The following is an 11,740-nucleotide window of genomic DNA, read 5'->3' as shown; positions in this document are numbered from 1 at the left end:
ATCAATAGGATTAGAAAATTTTTTTGAGGTTGTTTTATTGTCATTAAAAGACAAAAGTACAGTAAAAGACAAAAAATGTTATTGATTATATTCTACTTTAAAGGGTATCTTAATTTAAATAAAAATTTTTATAAATGGGGCTTTTTATGCAGACAATTACAAACGATAATTCAGAAAGTAATAATGTAGAGGGCGAACATATTCTCGTTAGTCTCACTTATATTGGCAAATATATTGGCAAAAACAGTGAAAAGAATAATGGAGTAGAGTTGACTCGTATCCTTGAACAATGGCGAAGAAATAACGAAAAAAGCGATATAACCTCAGCCCTTATCATTAACGATCATTATGTAATTCAAAATATCGAGGGTTCAAGACCTATTATCAATGAAGTGTTGGGAACCTTGATTAATGAATACTCGTACTTCTTACCTCATGTCATTGATGTTGAGGAAATAGAGGTGCGTAAGTGGGATGGCTTTTTAATCAAATATTTAACCTCAAGCGCCCAAGATGAGGAATATACACTCAAAAGCCTTTCGGCAGGTGCCGACTTCAATCCCTATTTAATGAAAAAAAATCAAATTACAAGTTTTATGGAAGCAATCTTTGAAGAGAGAGATTCCCAAAGTGATGAGGTTAGCTATTTTTAACTGGCATTGGTTTTAAGGAAGCGTTTTCCGATCAACGGCATCAGACGTTAATTGACGTTAGTGATCTACTTTCATAAGCTCTAACCGATGAAGGCTTGAGTGTTATATTCCACTTTAAAATATTGTTGAGGTAATGCTGTTGTAAAGAATATTTTAAATTCACTTTCTAATAATTGGATTTTTTTATGCAAACAATCACAGAAAGTATTTCAGAAAACAGCAATAAGGATGGCGAACATATTCTTATGAGCCTGACGTATATTGGTAAAAACAACGAAGAAAATTCAGGAATAGAACTGGCTCGCACTCTTGAGCATTGGCGAAGATATTTGATGGAAATGGATGTAAGCTCAGCGGTTGCCATTAATGATCATTATTTTATTCAAAGTCTCGAGGGATCAAGGCCTGCTATCAACGAAGTTTTGGCAAAGTTGATTAACGAATATTTGTCTGTATTACCTCATATCGTTGAGGTTGAGGAGATAGAAGTACGTAAATGGAGTGGCTATTTAATCAAATATTTAACGTCAAGTGCTGAAGATGAAGAATATACATTAAAGAGTTTCTCAGCAGGTGCTGACTTCAACCCCTATCTAATGAAACAAAATCAAATCACAAGCTTTATGCAATCGATTTTTGAAGAGAAAGGTCTAACCATATCTAAAGATAGCGATATCAATTAACTGTGACTGTCATTTAATTTAATAAAAAATATATGAGATAGAATTATGCGTAGGCTGAGATTTTAGCCCAAACTTTTAAGAAAAAATTTGAGAGGCATAATTTAAAAGAACTTATATCAGATATAAGACCAAAAAATCTCTTATTTTTTGATCATAAATTGATTGAATCGGCAGAGCCTGCTTCTCATAAATCATATCAATAAATGCTGCAACGCTTATCGACTTACCGAAAAACCATGATTTTTAACTTGATACTATGATGTTACTACCGGAGCATGTTCATATTCTTATTATCTTAACAGTATCTATTTATTATAAGGTTAGGATTAACTATCAATATCGGTTAACAAGATAATAGCGTCTGTCTTTATTAAGGCATCAACTACCTAAAGGAAGAAGTATGAACATTTTTACCTTAAAATCAGTCATCGCATTGACGGCACTGGCAACATTGACACTATCTGCCAATGCTTTTGCAATGGATGTTAAGTTTGCTGATGCCTCTTGGAACGGTAAAAAAATACCTGAAGGCCAGCAATGCCTAAACTATGATGGCAAAAGTCCTGCAACGCCAAGCATGACAGTCACAGATATTCCGGTAGGCGCGGAGAGCTTGGTTTTCGTTTACAACGATGTGAGCAATAAACGTATGCAAAATGGTGGACACGGCATTGTAGAGTTTTTATTACCAAAAGGTGCCACGAGCGCAGAAATACCACGAGTATTTGGTCATACTTATGAGGTGCCAGTCGGTATTGAGATGGTTGCGGAATATCGTAGCCGTGCAGGCGAAGTGGGAGGAGCGTATAAACCACCCTGTTCAGGCGGTAAAAACCATCTGTATACGGTAGATGTGCAGGCATGGCAAGGCGATATGGTACTTGCTGAGACAACGGTTGAGATGGGTCGATATTGATGCCTTGGTTGTTTTAGCTAATGTATAAAGAAGCCGTCTATACGTTTGTGTAGGCGGCTTTTCTTGTTGTAATTACATGAAATAAATATTTGTAGAATACGATTGATTTACGATATAAAACATAGTTATTGATAATGATTCGCTGGGTTGGAAGTCCAGCCCACATTAACTTTACAAAATTTACAGGTAAAAGAAAAAGTAGGATGGCTCAGTAATAACGTAACCACTGAATACTTGATTAGATGGTGTGGTGGATTACGTTTCATAAGTATTTTCTATGGGAGTTTAATAAAACTAGCCCACCCAACGCACTTTCGCAATTTAGATATTTTTCGAATTTGTTACTACTCAGATAAATCAAACATTACAGAGCCTTTCCCAGCAGCTGCAATACGTACAAGTTGTTCAGTAGTTTTATTTGAAGCACCTTTTACCACTATTTTGGCACCACTTGTGGAAGCGGCCGCTGCAATACGCACAAGTTGTTCAGTAGTTTTAGAACTACTTACATAGAATCCGCCACCAGCGGCTGCAATACGAACTAGTTGTTCAGTAGTCTTACCCATTTTTTTCTCCTTGGAAAATGTGAATATTTGATAATAAGAATTATATTTAATGCTAGGCTCATAGGAAGAATACGAGCGCGAGCGGGTTTTTTCAATGAAGCAACTTATTTTGCACTTTAATTGATAATTTTGATATTAAAATCTTATTACTTATCTTTAAACGCTTTACCTAACCTCAACACTCGTCACATTCTGAAAGCCTCTTGGCAACTGGCCGCCGCGATTACCACGAGTGCCGGTATAGTTGGCTAAATCATTAGGCTTTAGCGTCACATGCCGTTTGCCAGCAGTAATGACGAGGCTATCTTTTTGATTGAGTGGTGTGATCACTAATACCTCTTCACCATCTTTCAGTTTAATCAATTTATTGCCTTTACCGCGAGCCTGTTCAGGCAAATCATCAAGGGCAAACATCAACAAGTATCCCGCATTGGTGACGACAGCGATATGGTCAGGCGCCATACGTGCGTTGCTGTTTTCGCCTTCAGCACTGTTATTAGCCGTTATATCTACTGGTGCATCGATACGTACAATGGGAAGCAGACGACTATCATCTGCTAAGTTAATGATGTTTTTACCCGCTTTCTGATTGCTGTCCAAATTGCCAATCGTATTGATAAAACCATAACCTGCTGAGCTGGCGAGGATGATGCGCTGATTATCTTCACCGGTTAATAATTGCTCAAAGCTGGCACCTGCTGGCGGTTTTAGGACACTGGTCAGTGGATCGCCTTGACCACGGGCAGAGGCTAAGCTGTGCGCATCGATACTATAACTGCGTCCGGTACTGTCGAGCACATAGATTTTTTCATTAGACTTACCGCGCACGTGCGTTTGATAGCTGTCGCCTGAGCGATAACTCATACCAGCGGCATCGACATCATGACCTTTGGCAGCACGAATCCAGCCTGCTTTTGATAGGATGGCGGTGATAGGTTCGCTCGGGACGAGGTCGGATTCTTTTAATGCCTGCGCTTCTTCGCGTTCTGCTAATGGCGATACACGCTCGTTGCCGTGTTCTTTCATATCGGCAGTCATCTCATCGATCATCAGATTGGTCAGACTGTCTGGGTTGTCCAAGTATTCTTGAATAATGGCACGTTCGGCAGCCAGCTCATCTTGCTCACGGCGTAGCTCAATCTCTTCGAGCTTGGCTAGCTGACGCAGACGAATATCCAAAATCGCGTTAGCCTGAATATCGGTGAGATCATAGTCTTGCATCAAAGACAATTTTGGATCGTCTTCTTCACGAATGATGCGGATGACTTCATCGATATTTAGATACGCAATCAGCAAGCCCGCGAGGATATGCAAGCGCTTATCGATTTTATCGAGTCGGTATTGCAAGCGGCGCGTGACCACTGAACGGCGACAGATTAGCCACTCTTCTAATATTTCCTTGAGGTTTTTGACCTGCGGTTTGCCATTTAGGCCAATCATATTCATATTGACCCGATAATTACTCTCCAGATCAGTACTGGCAAATAGATGGCTCATAACTCGCTCGACATCGACTCGCGTTGAGCGCAGTTCAAGCACGATACGGCACGCGTTTTCGTGGTCTGATTCATCATGGATATCGGTAATCCAAGGCAGCTTTTTGTCGGTCATGAGCTTGGCAATTTGCTCTTGGATTTTGTTACCTGAGACTTGGTAAGGCAGTGCATCAATGATGACTAAATTCTTCTCTTTGGGGTCAATATGAAAAGTCGCACGCATCTTATAGCTGCCACGCCCCGTTTCATACATCGCCTGTAAGTCTTTTTTACTGGTAATAATTTCAGCTGGCGTTGGCAAATCAGGCGCTGGTATCGATTGGGTTAACTGCTTAACGGACAATTCAGGGTTTTTGAGCAAACGAATAGCCGCGCGTACTACTTCATTCAGATTATGCGGCGGGATATCGGTTGCCATACCGACCGCGATACCCGTCGTACCGTTTAATAAAATATTAGGTAGGCGGGCAGGTAGGGTGGTTGGCTCCTGCATCGTGCCATCAAAGTTATCTTGCCAATCAACCGTGCCTTGTCCAAGTTCCGCGAGTAGAGTATTGGCATATGCAGACATTTTGGCTTCGGTATAACGCATCGCCGCAAATGACTTTGGGTCATCGGGACTGCCCCAATTGCCTTGACCAGTGATGAGCGGATAGCGATAACTAAACGGCTGCGCCATCAATACCATCGCCTCATAACAAGCACTGTCGCCATGCGGATGATACTTACCTAGGACGTCACCGACCGTACGTGCTGATTTTTTTGCCTTGGCTGTCGATTTTAGCCCCAGCTCACTCATGGCATAAACGATACGGCGCTGGACAGGTTTTAATCCATCAGCGATATTGGGTAGCGCCCGATCCATGATGACGTACATGGCATAGTTGAGGTAGGCCTGCTCAGTAAATTCCGCGACCGAGCGCGTATCCATCGGTTCAGTGGCTATAACTGGGTCAATCGTATAATCAATAACATCGGACATAAAATAGGATTCACTTATGAGTTTCAATAGGTATTAATAACTGGGGCAATCGAGCAAATAGAATAGTGCTATCGTAAAGGATATTGGCCGAATTAAAAAGGCATAAGTCATAATAGACGACAGTGTATGACGTGCTCATATGGTTTTCTATTTATAATATAGATTGCCCATTATGTCATCTGTACTAAGCGATTCAATTTAAAATTCACAGGTTTTCATGAATAAATGTTCATCAAAAAATCATTGGTAATTTGTTGAATAATTATGGTTAAATAATTGATATGTATTGGATAATTGTTAGTCAAGCCGGTTTGCGAACTCAAGTAACAATCTTTTGTATTGAGTAGTCTATATAAAGTGTGTATGTTAATTAATAAAGGGCTATTTACCGCTATACAGTTTGTCCGTCACTATATGATTACGACGCAGCCTTGCTTGCCATTATGATGACAAGTTTGCGTTCCGAGTTGTCGTATTTTTATCACACTGTGATTGGTATGGATTGACGGTAGCGCACCATTACTAGGAGAAAAAAGATTATGGAAAATCACGGTAACCTAATTCGTCGCAATGATAAAGTATGGGTTAATACTTATGAAAAACTTGGCATTCAGTACGATATTGAGATGCCAGCTGCCAACACTTCATTAATCGATATCATTGAGCATAACTTCATTACCCATGCAGGAAAAACTGCATTTGTATGTATGGATGTCAAACTGTCTTACGAAGAATTAGACCGCTACAGTAAACAAGTTGCTGCCTACTTACAGTCACTTGGGCTACAAAAGGGCGATAAAGTGGCGGTGATGATGCCCAATATTTTGCAGCTGCCTGTTGCTGTGTTGGGTGTGCTGCGGGCTGGCCTGACGCTTGTCAATGTCAATCCGCTTTATACCACAAAAGAGCTTGCCCATCAGTTAGAAGACTCTGATACCAAAGCGCTGATTTTGCTTGAGAACTTTGCCAAAACGTATGACGACATTGGTAAAGATTTGGTCGACCATGTGGTAATCACATCGATGGGCGATCTAATGAGCCCACTAAAAGGCTTTATCGTCAATGCTGTCGTTCGTCATGTCAAAAAAATGGTTCCTGACTACCATATCAAAGACAGCGTAAAATTCAAAAAAGCCCTAAACCGTTTTTCTGCCGAAAATTACAAGCGTCCCAATAATATTAATCTTGACGATGTGGCTGTCCTACAATATACCGGTGGTACAACGGGCGTGGCGAAAGGTGCAATGCTCACCCACGGTAATTTGGTCGCCAACCTCATCCAATGTGATACTTATTTGGGCAATGCCTTCGATAAGTTTGAAACGCTAAATGAACAGCCAGTAATTATGACCGCATTGCCGTTGTATCATATTTTCTCATTTACCGTCTGTGGTATGTATGGTCTGTACCGTGGTTGTATCGGTTTGCTCGTGCCGAATCCGCGTGATTTACCAAGCTTAATCAAAGCCTACAAAGATTATCCGCCAGCGTTTTTCCCAGCAGTAAACACATTGTTTAATGCGCTTGCTAATAATGAAGAGTTCCAAGGTATGGATCATAGCAGGCTTGAGATGTCTATGGGCGGCGGTATGGCGGTACTCAAAGACACCGCTGCCAAATGGCAACAAATAACAGGCAACGTTATCGTGCAGGGTTATGGTTTGTCTGAGACATCGCCTGTTGCGTCAGCAAATCCACATGGCACTGGTGAGTTCTCTGGTAATATTGGTCTACCGATGCCTACGACTGATATGGCTATTTTGGATGAAGAAGGCAATGAGGTGGCACTTGGAGAGCGCGGTGAGATTTGTGTCCGCGGGCCGCAGGTAATGAAAGGCTACTGGAAACGTGATGACGCAACTGCTGAAGTCATGACAGCAGATGGCTATTTCCGTACGGGTGATATCGGTGTGATGGACGAAGAAGGTTATTTTAAGATTGTCGATCGCAAAAAGAATATGATTCTGGTATCAGGCTTCAACGTCTATCCAAACGAAGTCGAAGATGTAATGTCAGGTCATCCAAAGATTCTGGAATGTGGCGTCATCGGTGTCGAAGATGAAAAGAGCGGCGAAGTACCAAAAATCTATGTCGTCCGTAGTGATGACAGTTTGACTAAAGAAGAAGTGCTTGCTTATAGCAAAGAAAATTTAACTGGTTATAAGCGTCCTCGTTATGTTGAGTTCATCGATGAGTTGCCGAAGTCAAACGTCGGTAAGATTTTACATAAAGATTTACGCACGCTTGAAGAAAAGAATCACGGTTAATCCATCCATATTGAACTTATAACGTTTATTACGAGTGCCTATGAGTGGTAGGCACCAAACAGAATGACAGTCCAATCAAAAATGATAAGGTTGCTTATAGGCTGCCTTATCATTTTTTTGTCTTTGCCACTTTGCTAGCCTTAGGACGACGCTAGTATAGATAGAGAATGTTTAGCAAAACTGCTATAGTGCTCAGCGACATATTTTTGTATTTATCTACAAAATGTCATCAGTTTTACGCTCTGATTCTGGTAAAACTGTCATGGAAAAAAGATGTTTGATTCGGTGCTACCGAAGTATGACGCCATCTATTATGCTTGGCTTAACTGACGCTTTGATTGACAAAGCTTGTGAATGACAAACCTTAGAATGTTACCACGTTTATTATTCACAAGTTTTTGCTGTCATTGCCCACTCACAAAAATAATGGTGTTTTCATTAGATCATTCTACGTTTTTAACGGTAACATTTAGGGAAAATTATGACCGACACAATCGATAAAAAGACGACAAACGATAAAGCTGCGACTAGCAATAAAAGCAATGCGTCTGATAGTATTCAAGAAAACAGTACCCAAGAAAATAGTACCCATAAAATCAGTGCTCATCAAGACAATGCTCATCAAGACAATCCTCATCAAGACAATGCTCATCAAGACAATGTATTTCCTACTATGCCGACGATACCCAGTGACAGCCCATGGTTGAGTGCTTATGAGCGCTATGGTATTGACGCTACTATCGATATGCCAGATGACAATACCTCTTTACTTGATGTGTTTGAGCGCAATTTTAGCCGTTATGGACAAAAAACAGCCTATATCTGTATGGGTGCGTCCATTAGCTTTAAGCAATTAGACTTATACAGTCGCCAGATTGCCAGTTATTTGCAGTCATTAGGATTGGCTAAGGGCGATAAAGTTGGCGTAATGATGCCAAACCTTTTGCAGTATCCAGTGGTTGCTTTGGGGGTTATCCGCGCAGGTATGGTGTTGGTCAACGTCAACCCTTTGTATACCAGCCGCGAGTTATCGCATCAGCTGCATGACAGTGGCACTAAAGCCTTATTCATTGTAGAAAATTTTGCAAAAACGTACCAAGAAGCAGAAGATAAAGGTCAAGTTAAGCATGTCATCGTTTGTAAAATTGGGGATATGCTAGGAGCGATCAAAGGGCCCGTGGTTAACCTTGTCGCACGCTATATCAAAAAAATGATTCCTGCTTACAGTTTGCCAAATAGTGTGAGTTTTAAGCATGCATTAAGCGAGGTATCAGCCAGCCATTATCAACGCCCTGATTTGAATTTGAGCGATGTGGCTTTGCTACAATACACGGGCGGTACGACAGGCGTTGCTAAAGGCGCGATGTTGTCTCACGGTAATTTAGTCGCCAATATGTTGCAGATTAGCGCGCTGATGAACAGTGCGTTTGAAGATGATGCGGATGCAAGTGACGTTATTTTGACCGCGTTACCACTGTATCACGTCTTCTCATTTATGGTGTGCGGTATGTATGGCATGTACCAAGGCTATGCTGGTCTGCTCATCCCGAACCCTCGTGATCTTGATGGTTTGATTAAAGAGATGGGCAAATACAAACCCTCTTTTATCCCTGCGGTCAATACCTTGTTCAATGGTTTGGTGCATAAAGAAGGTTTTGCGGACTTAGACTTTTCTAACCTAAAAGCCTCAATTGGTGGCGGTATGTCAGTGTTGCCGAGCGTGGCTAAAGAATGGCATAAAATCACAGGCCTGCCTATCGTAGAAGGGTATGGTTTGTCTGAGACTTCACCAGTGGTTGCGTTTAACCCAATGACCATTGCTGAATTCACCAATAAAATTGGTATTCCTGCGTCTAGCACGGATATCATACTAATCGATGATGACGAAAACGAAGTCGCCCTAGGTGATCGTGGCGAGATTTGTGTCAAAGGGCCGCAGGTCATGATTGGCTATCAAAATCGTCCAAAAGAAACGGCAGAAAGTTTTACGGCTAATGGTTACCTAAAAACAGGTGATATCGGTATCATGGACGAAAAAGGCTTTATCAAAATTGTCGACCGCAAAAAAGACATGATTTTGGTTTCTGGTTTTAACGTCTATCCCAATGAGATCGAAGAAGCCATGAGTGAGCATCCGGCCATAGCGGAGTGCGGTGCCATTGGTGTACCCAATGAAGAGCGCGGTGAAGAACCAAAATTATTTGTGGTCAAAAAAGGCAACGTTACAGAACAAGAGCTGCTGGATTTTGGTAAAAAGCAATTGACGGGCTATAAGCGTCCACGCCATATACAGTTTGTGGATGAATTACCAAAATCGAACGTTGGCAAAATCCTACGTAAAGAATTGCGTAAGATGGAAGGGCTAGAATAATTTTACGGTTATTCTTTCTTTGGTAAGCCAGCTGTATGGCTACGTAGCGGCGTCATAGCTTGACTGAATCTTGCTATTGCGCCGCTGTCACGTTAGGATATCTCAATATTTAAGTGTGCTAAGGTATTCGATTACTTTTATTTGCACCAGCAGTACGTGTTGTATCGATATTACTTTTCACCGACTATAGATTGGTCAGGCCGATAGCCATAGACCTCTTATTTTTATGACACTGCTTTTAAAACATCTTACTAGGAATTTTTATGCGTATTGACAATCGTGAGCTCGACCAACTTCGCTCGATTAGCTTTGAGCGCCATTACACTAAGCATGCGGAAGGGTCAGTGTTGGTAAGTTTTGGCGATACCAAAGTATTGTGTACCGCTAGTGTTGAGTCTGGCGTACCGCGCTGGTTAAAAGGCAAAGGCAAAGGTTGGATCACTGCTGAATATGGCATGTTACCACGGGCGACCAACACTCGTAATCAACGTGAAGCGGCACGCGGCAAGCAATCAGGTCGCACCCAAGAAATTCAGCGTTTAATCGGTCGTAGTTTACGTGCCATGATTGACTTAAGTAAGTTGGGTGAAAATACCATTTATCTTGATTGTGATGTCTTACAAGCCGATGGCGGCACTCGTACCGCTAGTGTAACGGGTGCGGCCATTGCGCTTATTGATGCGTTAGAAAGCATCCAAAAAACCAAAAAGCTGAAAGCAGATCCATTAATTGGTTTGGTTGCGGCTGTTTCTGTCGGTATGAAAGATGGTGAAGCGTATCTAGATTTGAACTATGAAGAAGATGCCAGCTGTGATACCGATTTGAACGTTGTTATGACCCAAAAAGGTGAATTTATTGAGCTACAAGGCACAGCGGAAGAGAAGCCATTTACTCGTGCGCAAGCCGATGATATGTTGATTCTTGCCGAAAAAGGCATTGCGGAATTGATTAAAATGCAACAGACCGCGCTTGGCTGGTAATCTGTTTTTATCTTCAGCACGCTGTCTCGATTTTTCGTTCCAATAACTGCCTGTTAGCTCTTGATAGGCAGTTTTTTCATAGACAATCACCCTAATTTTTGTAATAGGTACTAACGTATGCTCAAGCTGACTGATGATGGCGCCAAAATCACTTTACAGGGTCAGCCACAAGCGGCGGACAATGGCTTGTTTTGGTTTGGGTCAGCATTATTGGTGAGTGCAGTGGCGGTAGCGCTGGCAATGAGTCTATTGTCTGAACGTCTGGCTATTGGTGCGCTGGCATTGCTTATCATTGGCAGTTTTGTTTTTAATCGGCAACGTCAACAACGCAAAAAAGCCATGACAGGTGTCATTAGCAGTGGCATCTTGTGGGTACGTGTTGGTGAGCTGGTGCATGACAATCAAGGCAAACGTGAGCATATCCATCTGGCTGATGGCGATAAAGTTCATCTTATTGACGAGCAGTTACAGATTGTTGACGGTGATGATAACCGTAAATACCATATCAGCGGCTTTGAAAGTATCCAAGAAGCAACCGCTACCAAAGCTATCTTACAAGGGCAGACATTGAGCAAACGCCATGTGAATATTAAGATGGGCAATGATGAGCCCCATTCTTAGCTCACTATCTATTAAGTGATATGTGTTAAAAACGCTTATGTTATTTTAGGACAATGTAATAATCTCTGTCAGTACCATGGTCGAATGTTCAAACATGTCTTAACCATTTATCTTAATGTTAATGCCTTCTATCGGCTATCTGAGTGTAATAATGCTTGCAGATGCCTGTCTAAATAGTTTATAAGTAATATTGAAAAATCTTCCT

At 41.5% G+C, this 11,740-nt stretch carries 9 protein-coding genes; 7 read left to right on the top strand and 2 right to left on the bottom strand.

The features are described 5' to 3' along the window. Positions 1-146 precede the first annotated feature (146 nt). The 3 genes from M917_RS13495 to M917_RS13485 all read left to right on the top strand — a co-directional run bounded on the left by M917_RS13495 (position 147) and on the right by M917_RS13485 (position 2,252). A complete protein-coding gene (locus M917_RS13495; protein ID WP_021815442.1) occupies positions 147-653 on the top strand; it encodes a BLUF domain-containing protein in 507 nt (168 codons plus the stop codon). Between the two features lie 185 nt (positions 654-838). Beyond that, the gene (locus tag M917_RS13490) at positions 839-1,336 is read left to right on the top strand and encodes a BLUF domain-containing protein (protein WP_021815441.1); all 498 of its coding nucleotides are present in this window, start codon (positions 839-841) and stop codon (positions 1,334-1,336) included. A gap of 400 nt (positions 1,337-1,736) precedes the next feature. Further along, positions 1,737-2,252 (top strand): hypothetical protein, encoded by a 516-nt coding sequence (locus tag M917_RS13485; RefSeq protein WP_021815440.1) that lies wholly within the window; start codon positions 1,737-1,739, stop codon positions 2,250-2,252. Between the two features lie 344 nt (positions 2,253-2,596). On the opposite strand, the gene M917_RS13480 is transcribed toward M917_RS13485, so the two are convergent. Next, positions 2,597-2,818 (bottom strand): hypothetical protein, encoded by a 222-nt coding sequence (locus M917_RS13480; RefSeq protein ID WP_021815439.1) that lies wholly within the window; start codon positions 2,816-2,818, stop codon positions 2,597-2,599. 165 nt (positions 2,819-2,983) lie between these two features. Further along, entirely contained in the window at positions 2,984-5,296 is a 2,313-nt protein-coding gene (gene parC, locus M917_RS13475) for a DNA topoisomerase IV subunit A (RefSeq protein WP_021815438.1), read from the bottom strand. Between the two features lie 539 nt (positions 5,297-5,835). Between parC and M917_RS13470 the strand changes: the two genes are divergently transcribed. The 4 genes from M917_RS13470 (at position 5,836) to M917_RS13455 (ending at position 11,535) form a co-directional block, all read left to right on the top strand. Further along, entirely contained in the window at positions 5,836-7,563 is a 1,728-nt protein-coding gene (locus M917_RS13470) for a long-chain-fatty-acid--CoA ligase (protein ID WP_021815437.1), read from the top strand. A 673-nt stretch (positions 7,564-8,236) separates the two neighbouring features. Further along, entirely contained in the window at positions 8,237-9,934 is a 1,698-nt protein-coding gene (locus M917_RS13465; RefSeq protein WP_040642886.1) for an AMP-binding protein, read from the top strand. A 263-nt stretch (positions 9,935-10,197) separates the two neighbouring features. After that, on the top strand, positions 10,198-10,914 hold the full coding sequence (gene rph / locus M917_RS13460) for a ribonuclease PH (RefSeq protein WP_021815435.1): 717 nt from the start codon (positions 10,198-10,200) through the stop codon (positions 10,912-10,914). 117 nt (positions 10,915-11,031) lie between these two features. Further along, positions 11,032-11,535: a hypothetical protein gene (locus M917_RS13455; RefSeq protein WP_021815434.1), complete on the top strand. Its 504-nt coding sequence runs from the start codon at positions 11,032-11,034 to the stop codon at positions 11,533-11,535. Positions 11,536-11,740 lie beyond the last annotated feature (205 nt).

It is taken from the genome of Psychrobacter aquaticus CMS 56 (genome assembly GCF_000471625.1).
GTDB lineage: Bacteria > Pseudomonadota > Gammaproteobacteria > Pseudomonadales > Moraxellaceae > Psychrobacter > Psychrobacter aquaticus.
This window is presented reverse-complemented; position numbering and strand designations above follow the sequence as displayed.